Source organism: Streptomyces sp. NBC_01477, assembly GCF_036227245.1.
Lineage (GTDB): Bacteria > Actinomycetota > Actinomycetes > Streptomycetales > Streptomycetaceae > Actinacidiphila.
Genome location: NZ_CP109445.1, coordinates 5,975,382 through 5,993,310 on the forward strand (window position 1 = coordinate 5,975,382; position 17,929 = coordinate 5,993,310).

The following is a 17,929-nucleotide window of genomic DNA, read 5'->3' on the forward strand; positions in this document are numbered from 1 at the left end:
CGTCTCACCCTACGGGGCGATCACGCGGTCCCGGCAGCGCGGCGCCCACACCGCGCCCGGCGCGCAGCCTGCCCCGCTGCCCGTCCGGCGGCTCGCCCCTGCCGGGCTGCTCCGGCACCCGGGGGGCGAAGGCATCGCTCTCCGGTTTGCCGGGCGCCGTCAGGACCTGCGAGACCGGCCCGTGCCCGGGTCCGCCGACCAGGCCCCCCCGCCGCAGCGCGGACAGGTCCGCGGGCGCCGGCGGGCGGTCCTGGTCCTCCTGCGGCCTGCGGGCCCGGTAGGCGGCCCGGTAGGACGCGGGGGAGGAGCCGAGCTGCCGCCGGAAGTGGCCGCGCAGCGCCACCGGGGAGCGGAAGCCGCAGCGGCCCGCGACCTCGTCCACCGAGTAGTCCGACGTCTCCAGCAGCCGCTGCGCCTGCAGCACCCGCTGGGTGATCAGCCACTGGAGCGGCGCGCTGCCGGTCAGCGACCTGAACCGCCGGTCGAAGGTCCGCCGGCTCATATAGGCGCGGGCCGCCAGCGCCTCCACGTCGAACTGCTCGTGCAGGTGCTCCAGCGCCCAGGCGACGACCTCGGCCAGCGGGTCGGCGCCGATCTCCTCAGGTAAAGACCTGTCCAGATGCCGCTGGCCGGTTTGCCAGTCGGCCCGCCGCGGCGGTACGACCAGCCGGCGGGCCAGCGCCGCCGCGGCCTCGCCGCCGTGGTCGGTGCGCACCACGTGCAGGCACAGGTCGATGCCGGCCGCGGTGCCCGCCGAGGTGAGCACGTCGCCGTCGTCGACGAACAGCTCCCTGGGGTCCACATGGACCGACGGGTAGCGTTTGGCGAGCGTGGGCGCGTACATCCAGTGCGTGGTGGCGGGTCTGCCGTCCAGCAGGCCGGCCGCCGCCAGGACGAAGGCGCCGGTGCACAGGCCGATGATCCTGGCGCCCTCCTCGTGGGCCCTGCGGATCGCCTCCAGGGCCTCGGGCGGCGGCGCCTGGGAGATCGACCGCCAGGTCGGCACCACGACGGTGCCGGCCCGTGAGAGCGCTTCCAGACCGTACGGCGCGGTCAGTTCGAGACCGCCCGTGGTCCGTAGCGGCCCGTCCTCGCCGGCGCAGACCAGCAGCCGGTAGCGGGGTACCCCCGCGTCCTGGCGGTCTATGCCGAAGACGGACAGCGGTATGGAACTCTCGAAGATCGGGCCACCACTGAAAAGCAGCACAGCGACGACTTCCGGTCGCCGGCGCGCGGAGAGCTTACGGATGGCGCGAGGCGATGCCGATGATGCCGATGGTGCTTGCGACGGGCTTTCCGTCGCCGTACCGGAACCGGACTCCTGGCTCATGGAGCTCAAGCCCCCCTCGAATCGACGCGTCGTCACCTCGGTCCTGCCTGTTCCCCCCGCAAGGCCACCCATGATCAAATCTACTGTGTCAGATGGGGCGTTAGTGACACCTTCGGTACCTGACGCTAAGTCGACAAGACAACGTGGCGTAAAGCATTCGATCACGAAGCGTTTCACTCACGGAGCGCTGTGGGAAGTACGCCTCCCGTCACTTCGGCCACGCGGCGCGTCATCCGCGACACGCCGCATCGTAGAACCGCAGGTGGCAGAGGTGTTAGCGAGCGGCGATCCCAACAGAAGTGCAGGGCAGAGAAGTTGGCTGAAAAACGCCCTTCTGTAGCTGGGAGCGCGTAAAAGGCACCGGGTGGTGCGCCCGGCCCCCGTGCAAGGGTCTGCCAAGGTTCAGGCCGAACGCTCCGAGACGGTGGATATCCCATGTCCGGGGCGGGTAAATGACGGATACCGCGCACGGCCGCCGGAGGGTGATCCGGTGCGCCCCCGGGATGCTCCGGTGCGCCGCGCCGTGCAGTCGGTTGGCGGGATGGCGTTGCGCTCCGGGCGCCGCTCCGGCATCCTCCAGGGAACTCGGGGTACGCGACCTGTGAAGGCACCGCCGCATCTGTGCAGGCGGACTTCACGGCCGTACTCTGGAGAGAGGGACGGGACGTGATGAAGTGGCCGAAACGGGCTGATTCGACGGCCCGGCCCGCGCGCACCGTCCTGTCCGCTGCTCGGCGCACCAGCGCCGCCCTCGCCGAGAATCCGCATCATGGCCGGTCATGACTTCCCCGAGCCCGCCGACCGCAGGCCGCTCGCCGAATCGGCGGCACTGCCCGAGCAGACTCCAGCCCTGAGCCACGCCTGTGATCCCGCCTTCCGGCACGGCGTCGTGGTGGGCTTCGACGGTTCCGTTTCCAGCGAGCGCGCCCTGTCGTACGCGATCGGCATGGCCCGCAGGACGCATTCCGCGCTGATCATCGTGCATGTCGCCAACCGGCTGCCGGCCACCGTCTGGGCGGGCTGCGAGCCGCCGGTCTTCGTGGACGTCCCCGACCACCGCACCGAGGTGCTGGGCCTTGAGCTGGCCTGCGCCGACCATCTCGCCGAGATCTCCTGGGTGCTGGTCGAGCGCGGCGGCGACATCTGCCACGAGCTGGAGGAGGTCGGCCGGGAGTACGAGGCCGACGCCATCGTGGTCGGCGGCACCCACGGGCTGGCCGGGCGGATCTTCGGCTCGGTCGCCGGGCGGCTCGCCCGGCGGGCGCAGCGGCCGGTGGTGGTCATCCCGTAGCGCGGCCGGTCCCCGGCGGGAGGCGCGGCCGGTCCTTCGCGGGACCGTAGGACAGATGCATGAGTGGGGGCCGGTCGACCCGACCGGCCCCCACTCGTACGGCTGACCCGGGTGCCGCTACTCCACCGTGACGGACTTCGCCAGGTTGCGCGGCTTGTCGATGTCCCGGCCCAGGGCCAGGGCGGTGTGGTAGGCGAAGAGCTGGAGCGGGATGCCCATCAGGATGGGGTCGAGCTCGTCCTCGTTCTTCGGTACCACGATCGTGTGATCCGCTTTCTCCTGCTCCTGGTGCGCGACGGCCAGGATCCGGCCGCTGCGGGCCTTGATCTCCTCCAGCGCCGCGCGGTTCTTCTCCAGCAGATCGTCGTCGGGCACGATCGCGACGGTCGGCATCGACGGGTCGATCAGCGCCAGCGGCCCGTGCTTCAGCTCGGAGGCCGGGTAGGCCTCGGCGTGGATGTAGCTGACCTCCTTGAGCTTCAGCGACGCCTCGCGGGCCACCGGATAGCCGCGGACCCGGCCGATGAAGAGCATCGAGCGCGCGTCGGCGTAGGCCTTGGCCAGCTGCTTGATCTCCGGCTCGGTCTTGAGGATCTCCTCGATCTGGGCCGGCAGCCTGCGCAGGCCCTCGATGATCCGCTTCCCGTCGGTGACCGACAGGTCGCGCACCCGGCCCAGATGCAGCGCCAGCAGGGCGAAGGCCACCACGGTGTTGGTGAAGCACTTGGTGGAGACCACGCAGACCTCGGGCCCGGCGTGCACATAGGTGCCGCCGTCCGCCTCCCGGGCGATGGCGGACCCCACGACGTTGACCACGCCCAGCACCCGGGCGCCCTTGCGCTTCAACTCCTGAACGGCGGCCAGCACGTCGTAGGTCTCGCCGGACTGCGACACGGCGACGTAGAGGGTGTCGGGGTCCACCACGGGGTTGCGGTAGCGGAATTCCGACGCGGGCTCCGCGTCCGCGGGGATGCGCGCCAGCTCCTCGATCAGCCCGGCGCCGATCTGGCCGGCGTGGAAGCTGGTGCCGCAGCCCAGGATCTTGATCCGGCGCACACTCCGCGCCTCGCGCGCGTCCAGATTCAGCCCGCCCAGGTGCACGGTCGCGAAGCGGTCGTCGATCCGCCCGCGCAGCACCCGGTCCACCGCCTCGGCCTGCTCGAAGATCTCCTTGTGCATGTACGTGTCGTGGCCGCCCATGTCGTACGACTCGGCCTCCCACTCCACGGTGGTCGGCGTCGCCGTGGTCTGCGAGCCCTCGGTGGTGTACGTACGGAAGTCGTCGGCCTTGAGGGTGGCCATCTCGCCGTCCCCGAGGGTGACGACCTGCCGGGTGTGGGCGACCAGCGCGGCGACGTCGGAGGCGACGAACATCTCCTTCTCGCCGATGCCCAGCACCACGGGGGAGCCGTTGCGGGCGACCACGATCCGGCCGGGGAAGTCCTGGTGCAGCACCGCGATGCCGTAGGTGCCCTCGACCGAGCGCAGCGCCTCGCTGACCTTCTTCTCCAGCGTCGCGGCGGCGGACCGCGCGATGAGGTGGGCCAGTACCTCGGTGTCGGTCTCGGAGACGAAGACGATGCCCTCGGCGGACAGCCGGGTGCGCAGCTCGGAGGCGTTGTCGATGATCCCGTTGTGGACGACCGCGACCTTCTCGTCGCCGTCCAGGTGCGGATGCGCGTTGACGTCGCTGGGCGCGCCATGGGTGGCCCAGCGGGTGTGGGCGATACCGGTGGTGCCGGCGTAGCGCTTCGGGATGCGCGACTCCAGCTCGCGCACCCGGCCCTTGGCCTTGACCGTGCGCAGCTCGCCCGACTTGCCGGTGATGACGATGCCGGCCGAGTCGTAACCGCGGTACTCCAGCCGCTGCAAGCCCTCAAGCAGCAGCGGTGCCACGTCGCGCTTGCCGATGTATCCGACGATTCCGCACATGTGCCCGTTCGTCCTCTCCGTCGCCCTGTACTTCCGGTGGCGCTCTGACCTGTATGCCCTGGATGTCCTGCGTGCTCTCGCGCCGGCCGGGCGGTGCCCGCTCGTGCGCCCGGCCGGGACCGCGCGGCTCAGCCGTAGACGATGCGGCGGAGCTGGCGCTGGGAGAGCGCGGCGGGGGCCACCGCCCGGTGCGGCAGCTCCTCGCCGATCCGCTCGAAGATCTCCGCGTTGACCAGGCCCTTCGCCTGGAGCTCGCGGTGTCTGCGGCGGACGTACTCCTCCGTCGTCTCGTCGAAGTACGCCAGGACGTCCAGCACCACCCGGGTCGCCTCGCCGCGGTGCAGCGGCGTGGTGCGCACCAGGTGGTCGATCAGGTCGTCGTAGGAGGTCCGGCGTTCGAGCACCCGTTGATACTCGTGTGATGATCTTCACTTTGCAAGAATCCTGCCCGATTCCGGGCAGGAAAGCAGGTCAAGGGCGGCCAAAGGAGTGATGCCCGGGGTTCCGGGGGCCGCGGGAGTCCGGGGCGCGGGTCCGGGGTCGGAGGCCGCGGGGCGGTCAGCCGGTGAGCCCCAGCTCCCTGGCGATCAGCATCCGCTGCACCTCGCTGGTGCCCTCGCCGATCTCCAGGATCTTGGAGTCGCGCCACATCCGGGCCACCGGATACTCGTTCATGAAGCCGTAGCCGCCGTGGATCTGGGTGGCCTCCCGGGCGTTGGTCACCGCGATCTCCGAGGAGTAGAGCTTCGCCAGCGCCGCCTCCTTCTTGAACGGCTCCCCGTGCACCAGCCGGGACGCCGCGTCCCGCCACGCCAGCCGCGCGGTGTACGCCCGCATCTCCATGTCGGCGAGCTTGAACTGGATCGCCTGGTTGGCGCCGATCGGCCGCCCGAACGCCTCCCTGGTCCGCGCGTACGCCAGCGACTCGTCCACGCAGCCCTGCGCCAGCCCGGTCGACAGCGCCGAGATCGCGATCCGGCCCTCGTCCAGGATGCGCAGGAACTGCGCGTAGCCCCGGCCCTTCTCGCCGAGCAGATTCGCCGCCGGGACCCGGCAGTCGGTGAAGGACAGCTCCCGGGTGTCCGACGCGTTCCACCCGACCTTGCTGTACTTCTTCGACACCGTGAAGCCCGGCGTGCCCGACGGCACGATGATCGACGAGATCAGCGGGCGGCCGTCCTCGGTGCGCCCGGTGACCGCCGTCACCGTGACCAGGCCGGTGATGTCGGTGCCCGAGTTGGTGATGAAGCACTTGGTGCCGTTGATCACCCACTCCCCGGCCGCCTCGTCCAGCCGGGCCGTGGTCCGGGTGCCGCCCGCGTCCGAGCCGCAGTCCGGCTCCGTCAGCCCGAACGCCCCCAGCATCTCGCCCGAGCACAGCCGCGGCAGCCACTCCCGCTTCTGCTCCTCGGTGCCGAACCTGAACACCGGCATCGCGCCCAGCGACACCCCCGCCTCCAGGGTGATCGCCACCGAGGAGTCCACCCGGGCCAGCTCCTCCAGCACCAGGCACAGCGCGAAGTAGTCGCCGCCCATCCCGCCGTACTCCTCGGGGAACGGCAGCCCGAACAGCCCCATCCGCCCCATCTCCCGCACGATCTCGTACGGGAACTCCTCCTGCTCGTAGAACTCGCCGATCTTCGGCGCGATCACGTCCCGGGCGAACTCCGCGACGGTGGCGCGCAGCTCCTCGTGCTCCTCGGACAGACGGTGGTCGATCGGCATGGCTACTGCTCCCGGTGGGTGAGGGCGCGGACGGTACGGGACGGGCTCGGCCGTCCCAACTGCTCCGCCATCCAGACGCTTGTGGCGCTGAGGCGGTCGAGGTCGACCCCGGTGCTGATGCCGAGCCCGTTCAGCATCCATACGAGGTCTTCTGTCGCGAGATTCCCGGTGGCGCTCTTCGCGTACGGGCAGCCGCCCAGCCCGCCCGCCGACGCGTCCACGACGGTGACGCCCCGCTGCAGTGCGGCCAGCGTGTTGGACAGCGCCTGCCCGTACGTGTCGTGGAAGTGCACGGCGAGCTGCTCCACCGGGATCCCGCCGCCTATCGCCGCGCCGCCGGGGCCGCCGGTCAACTCGTCCAGCAGCGCGGTGACCTGGCCGGGCGTCGCCACCCCGATGGTGTCGCCGAGGCTCAGCTCGGTGCAGCCCATCGCGTGCAGCCGCCGGGCCACCGCCGCGACCTGCCCGGCCGGCACCGGACCCTCCCAGGGGTCGCCGAAGCACATCGACAGATAGCCGCGGACCGTCGCCCCCGCCGCCCTGGCCCGCGCCACCACCGGCTCGAACATCGCCAGCGACTCGTCCACTGTCCGGTTGAGGTTCGCCTTGGCGAAGGACTCGGTGGCGCTGCCGAACACCGCGATCTCCCGCACGCCCAGCTCCAGCGCCCGGTCGAGGCCCCGTTCGTTGGGCACCAGCACCGGCAGCCGCACCGCCCGCTCCCGCGCGCCCGGCCCGCCGGGGTCGGTGAGGTCGGTGAGGTCGGCGAGCAGCGGCATCAGCTCGGCCGCGTCCGCCAGTTGGGGCACCCAGCGGGGGTGCACGAAACTGGTCGCCTCGATCGTCGTCAGCCCCGCCTCGGCCAGCCGGTGGATGAACTCGGCCTTCACCGCGGTCGGCACGACCTGCTTCTCGTTCTGCAGCCCGTCGCGCGCCCCCACCTCGTGGATCCGCACCCGCCGCGGCAGCCCGTCCATCGGCGCCGCCATCGGCAGCCCCAGGCCCAGCACCTCGGGCACCTCCCGGGTGCCGCCGTCCCCGGTCCCGGTCATGACGCCTCCCCGGACCGGCGGGGCGCCGGGTCCTGCGCGCCGCCGCCGGACGGCTCGGCGGGGGTGACCACGGCCAGCACCTGGTCCATCGCCACCGTCGAGCCCGCCATGACGTCGATCTCGGCCACCGTCCCGTCGTGCGGGGCGGTGATCACGTGCTCCATCTTCATCGCCTCCACCACCAGCAGGCTCTGCCCGGCCACCACGTCCTCGCCCTTGGCGACCTTCACCACGGTGACCGTGCCCGGCATCGGCGCGGTCAGCGCGCCGCCGCCCGCGCCGAGGGCGGCACCCCGCAGCGCCGCCGCCACCGGGTCGTACGGCTGCACCCACCAACTGTCACCGTCCCGGCCCAGCCACTCGCCCGCCCGGAAGAAGGTGTGCACCAGGTCCCCGGTGTGCAGCAGCGCCCGCGGCCCGTCCAGGACGACCCTGGCCGCCGTCGCGGGGGCGTCGCCGATCCTTACCTCGCCCTGCCTGACCCGGACCGCGACCGGTTCGTGGCCCGGCACCCGCAGGTGGTGCACGGTCCAGGCCGCCTCGCCGCCCAGCCGCCATCCGCTGGGCACCGAGAACGGGTCGGTCCAGCCGTCCGGCCCGGGCGCCGGGACCAGCGCCGCCTGCCGCAGCAGCGCCGCGGCCGCGTACACCTCGTCGGGCACCCCGTCCGGCACCAGCGCGGCGGCCTCCCGCTCGATCAGCCCGGTGTCCAGCTCGCCCGCCGCCACCGCCGGATGCCCGAGCAGCCGCCGCAGGAAGCCGGTGTTGGTGTCGAGCCCGAGCACCACCGTCTCCGCCAGCGCCGCCCGCAGCCGCCGCAGCGCCGTCGCCCGGTCGGGTCCGTGCGCGATCACCTTGGCCAGCATCGGGTCGTAGGCGGTGCCGACCTCCGTGCCCGCCAGCAGCCCCGAATCCACCCGCACACCGGGCCGCCCCACCGGTTCGTGCAGCGCCAGCACGGGTCCGGCCGAGGGCAGGAAGTCGACCCTGCCGTCACCGGGCCTGGCGGTCTCCGCGCAGATCCGCGCCTCGACCGCGTGCCCGGTCAGCGCGACGTCCTGCTGGCCGAAGTCCAGCGGCTCGCCGCCCGCCACCCGCAACTGCCACGCCACCAGGTCAAGGCCGGTGACCAGCTCGGTGACCGGGTGCTCGACCTGCAGCCGGGTGTTCATCTCCATGAAGAAATACGCCGACGGATCGGCGCCGGGCACGATGAACTCCACCGTCCCCGCCCCCGTGTAGCCGCAGGACCTGGCCGCCTGCACCGCGGCCTCGCCCATCGCCGCGCGGGTCGCCGGGTCGAGCAGCACCGAGGGCGCCTCCTCGATCACCTTCTGGTGCCGCCGCTGCAGCGAGCACTCCCGCTCGCCCAGGTGCACCACATGGCCGTGGGCGTCGGCCAGCACCTGGATCTCGATGTGCCGCGGCCGGTCGATCCAGCGCTCGACCAGCAGCGTGTCGTCGCCGAACGACCCCCGTGCCTCGCGCCGGGCCGCGGCGATCTCCTCGGCCAGCACCGCCTCGTCCCGCACCAGCCGCATGCCCTTGCCGCCGCCGCCCGCCGACGGCTTGAGCAGCACCGGCAGCCCGATCTCCCGGGCGGCCTCGGCCAATTCCGCGTCGGTCAGCCCGCTGCCGCTGCTGCCGGGCACCACCGGCACGCCCGCGGCCCGGACCGTCTCCTTGGCCCGGATCTTGTCGCCCATCAGCTCGATCGCGGCGGCGGGCGGCCCGACGAAGACCAGCCCCGCTTCGGCGCAGGCCCTGGCGAAGCCCGCGTTCTCCGCGAGGAAGCCGTAGCCGGGGTGGACGGCTCCGGCGCCGACGGCCACGGCCGCCCGCACCAGGTCGGCGGCCGACAGATAACTCCCGACCCGCACGGCGGTGTCGGCCTCCCGGACGTGCCGGGCACCGGCGTCGGCCTCCGTGAAGGCGGCGGCGGACCGTACGCCCAGCTCGCGCAGGGTGCGGATGATCCGGACGGCGATCTCGCCGCGGTTGGCTACCAGGACGGTGCCGAACGGGGCGCCCGCCGCGGTGGTGGACTTGCTGCTGGTCATCTCGGCCCTCACATCCGGAAGACGCCGTAGCCGGGCGCGGCGGGATCGGCGGTGGGCAGCGGGGCGTTGGCGCAGGCGGTGAGCGCCAGGCCGAGCACGGTGCGGGTGTCCAGCGGGTCGATCACGCCGTCGTCCCAGAGCCTGGCGGTGGCGTAGTAGGCGTTGCCCTGGGTCTCGTACTGCTCGCGGACCGGCTGCTTGAAGGCCTCCTCGGCCTCCTCGCCCCACTTCTCGCCGGCCGCTGCGAGCTGGTCGCGCTTGACGGTGGCCAGCACCGACGCGGCCTGCTCGCCGCCCATCACCGAGATCTTGGCGTTGGGCCACATCCACAGGAAGCGGGGGCTGTAGGCCCGGCCGCACATCGAGTAGTTGCCCGCTCCGTAGGACCCGCCGATCACGACGGTGAGCTTGGGTACCCGGGCGCACGCGACCGCGGTGACCATCTTCGCGCCGTGCTTGGCGATGCCGCCCGCCTCGTACTGCCGCCCGACCATGAAGCCCGAGACGTTCTGCAGGAACAGCAGCGGGATGCCGCGCTGGTCGCACAGCTCGATGAAGTGCGCGCCCTTGAGGGCCGATTCGGCGAACAGGATGCCGTTGTTCGCCACGATCCCCACCGGGTAGCCCTGCACATGGGCGAATCCGGTGACCAGCGTCGTGCCGTACTCCGCCTTGAACTCGGCGAACCGGCTGCCGTCGACCAGCCGGGCGATCACCTCGCGCACGTCATAGGGGGTGCGGGAGTCCACCGGCACCGCTCCGTACAGCCCCGCCGGGTCCACGGCGGGGGCTTCGGCCGGCCGCAGCGTCCAGGGCGCGGCGCCGCGGGCGGGCAGGGTGGCGACGATGTCCCGGACGATGCTCAGCGCGTGCGCGTCGTCCTCGGCGAGATGGTCGGTGACCCCGGAGACCCTGGAGTGCACCTCGCCCCCGCCCAGCTCCTCCGCGGTGACCACCTCTCCGGTGGCGGCCTTCACCAGCGGCGGCCCGCCGAGGAAGATCGTGCCCTGGTTGCGCACGATCACCGCCTCGTCGCTCATCGCCGGGACATAGGCGCCGCCCGCGGTGCACGAGCCGAGCACGGCGGCGATCTGCGGGATGCCGCGGGCGGACATGGTGGCCTGGTTGTAGAAGATCCGCCCGAAATGGTCGCGGTCGGGGAAGACCTCGTCCTGCCGGGGGAGGAAGGCGCCGCCGGAATCCACCAGATAGACGCACGGCAGCCGGTTGTCGAGGGCGACCTCCTGGGCGCGCAGGTGCTTCTTCACCGTCATGGGGTAATAGGTGCCGCCCTTGACGGTGGCGTCGTTGGCGACCACGACGACCTCCCGTCCGGCGACCCGGCCGATCCCCGCGATGACCCCGGCGGCCGGCGCCTGTCCGTCGTACATCCCGTCCGCGGCCAGCGGGGCCAGCTCCAGAAAGGGGGAGCCGGGGTCGAGCAGCCCGTCCACCCGGTCCCTGGGCAGCAGCTTCCCGCGCGCGGTGTGGCGGGCTCTGGCCTTCTCACCGCCGCCGAGGCGTGCGGCGGCCAGCTTGTCGCGCAGGCCCGCGCTGAGCGCGGTGTGCGCCTCCGTATTGGCCCGAAACGCCTCCGACGCCGGATCCGCGGCGCTGGACAGGGCGGGTGCTGCCATGGTTCGGCCCCCCGATGGTGCGAGTTGAGGATGTTAGTGACCGTTAACTGATGACTCCACGTTAACGCTCGCTAACAGGATTGTCTAGACTCGATCTCATGAACTCGACGAACACGGCGGTCAGCCGCCGTGACCAGATCCTCAGGGAGGCCGCACGGCTGTTCGCCGAGCGCGGTTTCCACGGTGTGGGAGTGGACGAGATAGGTGCCGCGGTCGGCATCAGCGGCCCCGGGCTCTACCGGCACTTCGCGGGCAAGGACGCCATGCTCGCCGAGCTGCTCGTCGGGATCAGCGGGCGGCTGCTGACCGCCGGCAAGCGGCGGGTGGCGGAGGCCGCGGGGCCCGGCGAGGCGCTGGACGCGCTGATCCGCGGCCACATCGACTTCGCGATCGACGACCGGCCGCTGATCACCCTGCACGACCGCGAGCTGGACCGGCTGCGCGAGTCCGACCGCAAGCTGGTCCGCCAGCTCCAGCGGCAGTACGTGGAGGAGTGGGTGGCCGTGGTCGGCCGGGTCCATCAGGGCGCCACCGAGCGGGAGGTGCGGGCCGCCGTCCACGCGGTTTTCGGCCTGCTGAACTCGACCCCCCACCTCGGCGCCCAGTCCAGTCTCCCGGGCCGCCGGGAGATGTCGGAACTGCTGCGGCGGCTGGCCCTCGGTGCCCTGACCGCTCTGGACAGCGCGGCCGACTGGCGGATAGCTTACTGAGCGCTTGCTTATGGCCAGAAGCCGGTCAGTCACCACTCGCCGACGGGAGGCGCGCTGTGCGTCGTACGGTGTTCAACGAGGACCACGAAGCATTCCGCGAGACGATGCGCGCCTTCATCGAGGCCGAGGTCGTCCCCGTCTACGACGACTGGCTGCACGCGGGACAGGCCCCACGTGACTTCTACTACAAGGTCGGTGAGCTGGGCGTCTTCGGCATCGAGGTGCCCGAGGAATTCGGCGGCGCGGGCCAGGAGGGCTTCAAGTTCCAGGCGGTCCTCATGGAGGAGTGCGCCCGCGCGGGAGTCAGCTTCGGCGGCAGCGGCGTGCACACCGGGCTGTGCCTGCCGTACGTGATGGCCTACGCCACCGACGAGCAGAAGAAGCGCTGGCTGCCCGGCTTCGTCAGCGGTCAGACCATGTTCGCCATCGCCATGACGGAGCCCGGCACCGGCTCCGACCTGGCCGGCATGAAGACCACCGCCAAGCTCTCCGCCGACGGCACCCATTACGTGCTCAACGGCGCCAAGACCTTCATCACCGGCGGCGTCCACGCCGACCGCGTCATCGTCTGCGCCCGCACCGCGCCGGCCACCCCCGAGGACCGCAGGGCCGGCATATCCCTCCTCGTGGTCGACACGAAGTCCGAGGGCTACGCGGTCGGCCGCAAGCTCGACAAACTCGGCCTCAAGGCCTCCGACACCGCCGAGCTGTCCTTCTCCGACGTGCGGGTGCCGCTGGACGACCTGCTCGGCGAGGAGGGCAAGGGCTTCTCCTACCTCGGCCAGAACCTCCCCCAGGAGCGGCTGGCCATCGCCGTCAGCGCTTATGCGCAGGCCGCCGCCGCGATCCGCTTCGCGCAGGAATACGTCCAGGACCGCACCGTCTTCGGCAAGACCGTCGCGTCCTTCCAGAACACCAAGTTCGAGCTGGCCGCCTGCAAGGCGGAGGTGGACGCGGCCGAGGCCGTCGTCGACCGCGCGCTGGACGCCCACGACCGGCAGGAGCTGACCGCCGCCGACGCCGCGTCCGCGAAGCTCTTCTGCACCGAGGTCGCCTCCCGCGTCATCGACCGCTGCCTGCAACTGCACGGCGGCTACGGGTACATGAACGAGTACCCGATTGCGCGCCTGTACGCTGATAACCGTGTCAACCGCATCTACGGCGGTACCAGCGAAGTCATGAAATCGATCATCGCCAAGTCGATGGGCCTATGAGCGAACCGAACGATCCTCTGGAAATCCTGCTCAATCTGCTCGACCTGGAGCGGATCGAGGAGGACATCTTCCGCGGCATGAGCCGCCCGGCGGTCGTGCCGCGGGTGTTCGGCGGCCAGGTCGCCGCGCAGGCGCTGGTCGCCGCGGGCCGCACCGTCCCCGAGGAGCGCGGCGCGCACTCGCTGCACGCGTATTTCCTGCGCTCCGGCGACCCAGGGGCGCCGATCGTCTACCAGGTCGACCGGATCCGCGACGGACGCTCCTTCACCACACGGCGCGTGGTGGCGATCCAGCACGGCCAGCCGATCTTCCACCTCTCCGCCTCCTTCCAGACGGCGGAGGAAGGGCTGGAGCACCAGGAGCCGATGCCGGCGGCGCCCGACCCGGAGACGCTGCCGGAGGCCGCGGAGCTGCTGCCCCGGCACGCCGACAAATTCCCCGACCCCACCGTGATCGACCGGCTGCTCGAAGCCCGCGCCGCCGTCGACCTGCGCAATGTCGAGGATCCGCCGTTCCTGACCGCGGGCGTCGTGCGCGAGCCGCGCTCGCAGGTGTGGTTCCGCACCCGCGGCAAGCTTGCCGACGACCCGCTGCTGCACGTCTGCCTCGCCACATATGTGTCGGACATGACGCTGCTGGATTCCGTCCTGCTCGCGCACGGCCGCGGCGGCTGGGCGATCGGCGACGTGATCGGCGCCAGCCTGGACCACGCCATGTGGTTCCACCGGCCCTTCCGCGCCGACGAGTGGCTGCTCTACGACCAGCAGAGCCCGTCCGCCTCCGGGGGACGAGGCCTGGGCACGGCCCGCATATACACCCAGGACGGCCGCCTGGTCGTGTCGGTGATCCAGGAGGGCATGATCCGCGTCCCGTGGTCCTGAGCCCGGTGAGCCCCGCCCATCCTGATGGCGGGGCGGGGCTCACTCCGCCCCGGTGGCCGCGCCGACCGGCAGCCTGGCGCGTATCAGGAAGCCCCCGGCACCGTCCGGCAGCGCGTCGAAGTCCCCGCCGAGCTGGGTCGCCCGTTCACGGAGCCCGGCCAGCCCGTGGCCGCCGGACGGGAGCGCGGTGGGGGGCGCCTGACCGCCGGGGCCGTTGCGCACCTCGACCAGCAGCGCGTCGCCGTCCCGCCGGACCAGTACCCGGGTCCGCGCTCCCGGCGCGTGCTTGCGCACATTGGTGAGCGCTTCCTGCACGATGCGGTAGGCCGCGAGCTGCACCTCGGCGGGCAGCGTGTCGCCGTCCGCCACCCCGGCCAGCTCGCCGTCCGTCTGCGGCCCCGCGGCGGCGACCAGCGCCGGAATCCCGGCGAGCCCCGGACCCGCGGCCAGGTCCCGTCCCTGCGCCACCGGCAGCCGCAGCAGGCCGACCATGCGCCGCAGTTCGTCCAGCGCGTCCCGGCTCAGCTCGCGTACGGCGCTCGCCGCGGCCTGTGCCTGCGGGCCCTTGGCCGTCACCTCCAGGGCGCCGGACTGCACCGCGATCAGACTGAGGTGGTGGGCCACCGTGTCGTGCATCTCGCGGGCCAGCCTGGTCCGCTCCCGCACCACCGCCTGCTCCGCCGCGAGCGAGCGCTCCCGCTCCCTGCTGGCGGCCAGTTCGTCGAGCCGGGCCGCCAGTTCGCGCCGGGAGGCAGCCAGCAGGCCGAGCGCGGTGGGGGCGACGGCCAGCAGCGCGGACAGCATGACCGCCAGAATCGTGCTGGACAGCGTCCAGCGGACCGGGTCGCGGAAGGGCCAGGGGGCGAAGCTCACCACCGCGGCGAGAAACGCGCAGCCGCCGATCAGCGCCGCCCTCGCGGACACCCGCCAGGAGGCCGGCCACCGCCCGCCCGGCGGTATGCCGCGCGCGATCCGCAGTCCTTGCGCCGGCAGATGCCCGGGACGGCCCGCGGAGATCTCGTAGAGCGTGCCCATCGGGGAGAACCAGATGTAGCCGAGCGCCAGCGCGGGCAGCGTCGCCGCGAAGGCCGCCAGCGGGAAACGGCGCCGCACCAGCAGCGCCGCCGTGCCCAGACAGGCGAAAACCAGCGCAAGGTGGCCGCCGAAGGAGCGGGTGGCCCACACCTCGGTCGCGGACAGGGCGAGCAGCGCGGCGTCGGGCGCCGCGGAGCGCAGCCTCACGGCCGCTCCGGCAGCCCGGCGAGTCCCGCCTGGTGGGCGATGACGGCGGCGGCCACCCGGTTGGGAGCGCCGAGCTTGCGCAGCACCGCCCGGACGTGGTCCTTCACCGTGCCCACCGATATCCGCAGCTCGTCCGCTATTCCGGTGTTCGGCTCACCTGCCGCGAGCAGCCGCAGCACCTCGCGCTCGCGGTCGGTGAGAGTACCGACGGCGGTGTCCCGTGCGGCCGCCGCGGCGGGCGGCGCGGCATATTGCGACGGCTCCCCGAGGAAGCCGTCCACCACCGCCCGGGCGACGGTCGGGGTGAAGACGGTGCCGCCCGAGGCCAGGATGCGTACGGCGTCGATCAGTGTCCCGACCGCGGTGTCCTTGAGCAGGAAGCCGCCGGCTCCGGCCGCCATCGCGACCCGCACGTGCCCGCTGGTGTCGAAAGCCGTCAGCATGGCCACGGCGGGCGGGTCCTTCAGCGCTCGCAGCGCCCGCAGCACGCTCAGGCCGTCGTCGGGTCCCGGCATCACCGCGTCGAGCAGCACCAGGTCGGGCCGGGCCGCCGTGACCACCGCCAGCGCCTGATGGCCGTCACAGTCCGCGACGACCTGGATGTCGCCCGAGGATTCGAGGATGCTCCGCAGGGCGGCCCTGACCAGCGCTTCGTCATCGACGATCGCTACCTGGACCACTGTGCCGCCTGCTTTCCTCGTCCTCCTTCACTGATCGTAACGAGGGATCGGGGACACGTCAGATCCGCGCGGACCGCCGGGGACGTCAGGCGGGCTGCGGGAGGCCCGCCGCGGCCAGCAGGTAGGCCGTCATCGGCGCGTAGTGGTGCGGCGGCACATTGTCGTCGAGCGGCACCGTCACCAGCAGCTTGCCCTCGGCCTCGCCGACGAAGAGCGCCGGGTCGTTGCAGTCGGCGAAGCCGACCGTGTCGATGCCGCGGCCACCGGAGTATCCGGCCCAGCCGTGGTCGGCGATCACCAGGTCGGGCGGCGCCTGGCCGTCCCTTTCGAGGCCGGCGAGGATCTCCCGCATCGGGTCGGGCGAGTGCGTGTGCACCAGGCCGCCGCCCCGGTGCAGCATGGAGACCGCCATCAGGTGCCGGATCTCGCCGCCGTCCGCATAGAGGTGGTCGGCCGGTGTGATCAGGGTGCAGCCCGCCGCCCGCAGCGCCGCGGCCAGCACATGGTGCACGGCGTAGAGGCCCGCGGGGTGCCCGGTGGCCACGAGCACCCGGGAGCGGTTCTCCACGGCCTTGTGCAGCACCACGGCCATCCGGTCCAGGCCGTCGATCGTCAGCTCGGGGTCTATCGTGTCCTGCCCATTGCGGTGCCCGGCGTCGGCCACCACCCCGCAGCGCTCCACCATCAGGTCGAGCACGTCCGACCGGTCGGTCCACCGGTCGCCGAGGTCGAGCCCGAACCAGTAGTAGCGGTTGCCCTCCGCCAGCTCGCGGTAATGGTCGAGGTTGTTCTCCCGACTGGTGGCGACGTCCCCGGCGATCCGGGTGCGTATCAGGTGCGAGGCGAGTGCGCGGCGGGTGGGTGCGGCAGCGGCGGGATCCTTGGACATGGGGACATTGTCCCGCCCCGGCGCGCCCACGTGCGACGTCGCACGGATCGACGCCGAGGCGTAATAGACCACGGCGATACGCGGAAAAGTACATTTCGGGGACTTCCGGCGGCGGCGTACGGTCGGCCGGACCCGCCCCGCACCCGGGGATCCGCGGAGAACCCGCACAGGACCCCGGCGCCAGCCCCGCAGAAAGGCAGCCACCATGAGCAGCGCACAACCGCGCGGCCCCGTCGACTCCTCGCGCATCCCGCGCTACGCGGGCCCCGCGACCTTCGCCCGTCTGCCCCGGCTCGACGAGGTCGGCACCGCCGACGTCGCCGTGGTGGGCGTCCCCTTCGACAGCGGTGTGTCCTACCGGCCCGGCGCCCGCTTCGGCGGCAACGCGATCCGCGAGGCCTCCCGGCTGCTGCGCCCGTACAATCCGGCGCAGGACGCGTCCCCCTTCGCGCTCGCCCAGGTCGCGGACGCCGGCGACATCGCCGCCAACCCCTTCGACATCAACGAGGCGGTGGAGACCGTCGAGGCCGCGGCGGACGAGCTGCTCGGCACCGGGGCCCGGCTGATGACGCTCGGCGGCGACCACACCATCGCGCTGCCGCTGCTGCGGGCCGTCGCCCGCAGGCACGGCCCGGTGGCGCTGCTGCACTTCGACGCGCACCTGGACACCTGGGACACCTATTTCGGCGCCGCCTACACCCATGGGACGCCCTTCCGCCGGGCCGTCGAGGAGGGCATCCTCGACACCTCGGCGCTCTCCCACGTCGGCACCCGCGGCCCGCTGTACGGGCGCAACGACCTGGACGACGACGAGCGGATGGGTTTCGGCATCGTGACCTCGGCCGACGTCATGCGGCGCGGGGTCGACGAGGTCACCGAGCAGCTCCGGGAGCGGATCGGTGACCGCCCGCTCTACATCTCGGTCGACATCGACGTCCTCGACCCCGCCCACGCGCCCGGCACGGGCACCCCGGAGGCGGGCGGCCTCACCTCGCGCGAGCTGCTGGAGATCCTGCGCGGCCTCGCGGGCTGCCGCCTGGTCTCCGCCGACGTCGTCGAGGTCGCCCCGGCCTACGACCATGCCGAGATCACCTCGGTCGCGGCGTCCCACACCGCCTACGAGCTCACGACGATCATGGCCCGGCAGATCTCCGCCGCCCGCTGATCCGGCCGCTGAGCCACCGCAGCTGATCCGGCCGCTGAGCCGCTTGCTGAGCCGCCGCACCCGAATCACCCGAAGGGATTACGACCAAGGTCGCACTCCTGTGCGACCTTGGTCGTTGGAT

At 72.3% G+C, this 17,929-nt stretch carries 15 protein-coding genes; 5 read left to right on the forward strand and 10 right to left on the reverse strand.

Annotated features, from left to right (window positions below):
• Positions 1 to 4: 4 nt before the first annotated feature.
• Positions 5 to 1,330, reverse strand: a complete 1,326-nt coding sequence (locus OHA86_RS25395; RefSeq protein ID WP_329178780.1) for a helix-turn-helix domain-containing protein — start codon at positions 1,328 to 1,330, stop codon at positions 5 to 7.
• A gap of 769 nt (positions 1,331 to 2,099) precedes the next feature.
• On the opposite strand from OHA86_RS25395, the gene OHA86_RS25400 reads away from it, so the two are divergent.
• Positions 2,100 to 2,621 (forward strand): universal stress protein, encoded by a 522-nt coding sequence (locus tag OHA86_RS25400; RefSeq protein ID WP_327291027.1) that lies wholly within the window; start codon positions 2,100 to 2,102, stop codon positions 2,619 to 2,621.
• A gap of 117 nt (positions 2,622 to 2,738) precedes the next feature.
• Here the strand turns inward: OHA86_RS25400 and glmS are convergent, their stop codons facing one another.
• The 6 genes from glmS to OHA86_RS25430 form a co-directional block, all read right to left on the reverse strand.
• The gene (gene glmS, locus OHA86_RS25405) at positions 2,739 to 4,553 is read right to left on the reverse strand and encodes a glutamine--fructose-6-phosphate transaminase (isomerizing) (protein ID WP_329178783.1); all 1,815 of its coding nucleotides are present in this window, start codon (positions 4,551 to 4,553) and stop codon (positions 2,739 to 2,741) included.
• A 128-nt stretch (positions 4,554 to 4,681) separates the two neighbouring features.
• On the reverse strand, positions 4,682 to 4,957 hold the full coding sequence (locus OHA86_RS25410) for a hypothetical protein (protein ID WP_329178785.1): 276 nt from the start codon (positions 4,955 to 4,957) through the stop codon (positions 4,682 to 4,684).
• Positions 4,958 to 5,111: 154 nt separating this feature from the next.
• Positions 5,112 to 6,278, reverse strand: coding sequence for an acyl-CoA dehydrogenase family protein (locus tag OHA86_RS25415; protein WP_329178787.1), 1,167 nt, complete (start codon positions 6,276 to 6,278; stop codon positions 5,112 to 5,114).
• 2 nt (positions 6,279 to 6,280) lie between these two features.
• The gene (locus OHA86_RS25420) at positions 6,281 to 7,330 is read right to left on the reverse strand and encodes a hydroxymethylglutaryl-CoA lyase (protein WP_329178789.1); all 1,050 of its coding nucleotides are present in this window, start codon (positions 7,328 to 7,330) and stop codon (positions 6,281 to 6,283) included.
• Entirely contained in the window at positions 7,327 to 9,390 is a 2,064-nt protein-coding gene (locus OHA86_RS25425) for an acetyl/propionyl/methylcrotonyl-CoA carboxylase subunit alpha (RefSeq protein ID WP_329178791.1), read from the reverse strand. Before OHA86_RS25425 ends, OHA86_RS25420 begins: the two co-directional genes overlap by 4 nt.
• An 8-nt stretch (positions 9,391 to 9,398) precedes the next feature.
• Positions 9,399 to 11,027, reverse strand: a complete 1,629-nt coding sequence (locus OHA86_RS25430) for a carboxyl transferase domain-containing protein (protein WP_329178793.1) — start codon at positions 11,025 to 11,027, stop codon at positions 9,399 to 9,401.
• Positions 11,028 to 11,125: 98 nt separating this feature from the next.
• Here OHA86_RS25430 and OHA86_RS25435 point away from each other — a divergent pair, with 98 nt between their 5' ends.
• From OHA86_RS25435 to tesB, 3 genes are read left to right on the forward strand one after another with little or no spacing between them, the layout of a single operon-like run.
• A complete protein-coding gene (locus tag OHA86_RS25435) occupies positions 11,126 to 11,737 on the forward strand; it encodes an SACE_7040 family transcriptional regulator (RefSeq protein WP_329178795.1) in 612 nt (203 codons plus the stop codon).
• A gap of 56 nt (positions 11,738 to 11,793) precedes the next feature.
• Complete coding sequence (locus tag OHA86_RS25440; protein WP_329178797.1) at positions 11,794 to 12,951, forward strand: acyl-CoA dehydrogenase family protein; 1,158 nt, start codon at positions 11,794 to 11,796, stop codon at positions 12,949 to 12,951.
• Positions 12,948 to 13,832, forward strand: coding sequence for an acyl-CoA thioesterase II (gene tesB / locus OHA86_RS25445; protein WP_329178798.1), 885 nt, complete (start codon positions 12,948 to 12,950; stop codon positions 13,830 to 13,832). The genes OHA86_RS25440 and tesB overlap by 4 nt, the downstream gene beginning before the upstream one ends.
• Positions 13,833 to 13,871: 39 nt before the next feature.
• On the opposite strand, the gene OHA86_RS25450 is transcribed toward tesB, so the two are convergent.
• From OHA86_RS25450 to OHA86_RS25460, 3 genes are all read right to left on the reverse strand, one after another.
• Positions 13,872 to 15,074, reverse strand: a complete 1,203-nt coding sequence (locus tag OHA86_RS25450; protein WP_329178799.1) for a sensor histidine kinase — start codon at positions 15,072 to 15,074, stop codon at positions 13,872 to 13,874.
• Positions 15,071 to 15,754: a response regulator transcription factor gene (locus OHA86_RS25455; protein WP_329178801.1), complete on the reverse strand. Its 684-nt coding sequence runs from the start codon at positions 15,752 to 15,754 to the stop codon at positions 15,071 to 15,073. Before OHA86_RS25455 ends, OHA86_RS25450 begins: the two co-directional genes overlap by 4 nt.
• Positions 15,755 to 15,839: 85 nt before the next feature.
• Positions 15,840 to 16,643, reverse strand: a complete 804-nt coding sequence (locus tag OHA86_RS25460) for a phosphatase (RefSeq protein ID WP_329178802.1) — start codon at positions 16,641 to 16,643, stop codon at positions 15,840 to 15,842.
• A 205-nt stretch (positions 16,644 to 16,848) separates the two neighbouring features.
• On the opposite strand from OHA86_RS25460, the gene speB reads away from it, so the two are divergent.
• Positions 16,849 to 17,808: an agmatinase gene (speB, locus tag OHA86_RS25465; protein ID WP_329178804.1), complete on the forward strand. Its 960-nt coding sequence runs from the start codon at positions 16,849 to 16,851 to the stop codon at positions 17,806 to 17,808.
• Positions 17,809 to 17,929 lie beyond the last annotated feature (121 nt).